Here is a 253-nt window from a genome sequence, read left to right as displayed (position 1 = left end):
TATCAGAAGCGGGTGCATCGGTTTATTCAGCGTCTGAATTGGCTTCTGCGGAGTTACCAGAGCTAGATGTGTCGATTCGTGGTGCAGTGTCGATTGCTCGTCGTTTACAAGACCCATTGGCTGAACTAGTGAAAATCGATCCAAAATCGATTGGTGTAGGTCAGTACCAACATGATGTCAACCAAACTGGTTTAGCGAAAACCCTTGAAGCAGTCGTTGAAGACTGTGTGAACTCAGTGGGTGTGGATGTTAA

1 pseudogene is annotated in these 253 nt (G+C 46.2%); it reads left to right on the top strand.

Features of this window, described 5'->3' with window-relative positions:
• Positions 1 to 253 (top strand): annotated as a pseudogene (locus tag NLF92_RS13435) (RNA-binding transcriptional accessory protein); the annotation flags it as partial.

Origin of the sequence: Opacimonas viscosa (genome assembly GCF_024199005.1) — a bacterium.
Taxonomy (GTDB): domain Bacteria; phylum Pseudomonadota; class Gammaproteobacteria; order Enterobacterales; family Alteromonadaceae; genus Opacimonas; species Opacimonas viscosa.
This window is presented reverse-complemented; position numbering and strand designations above follow the sequence as displayed.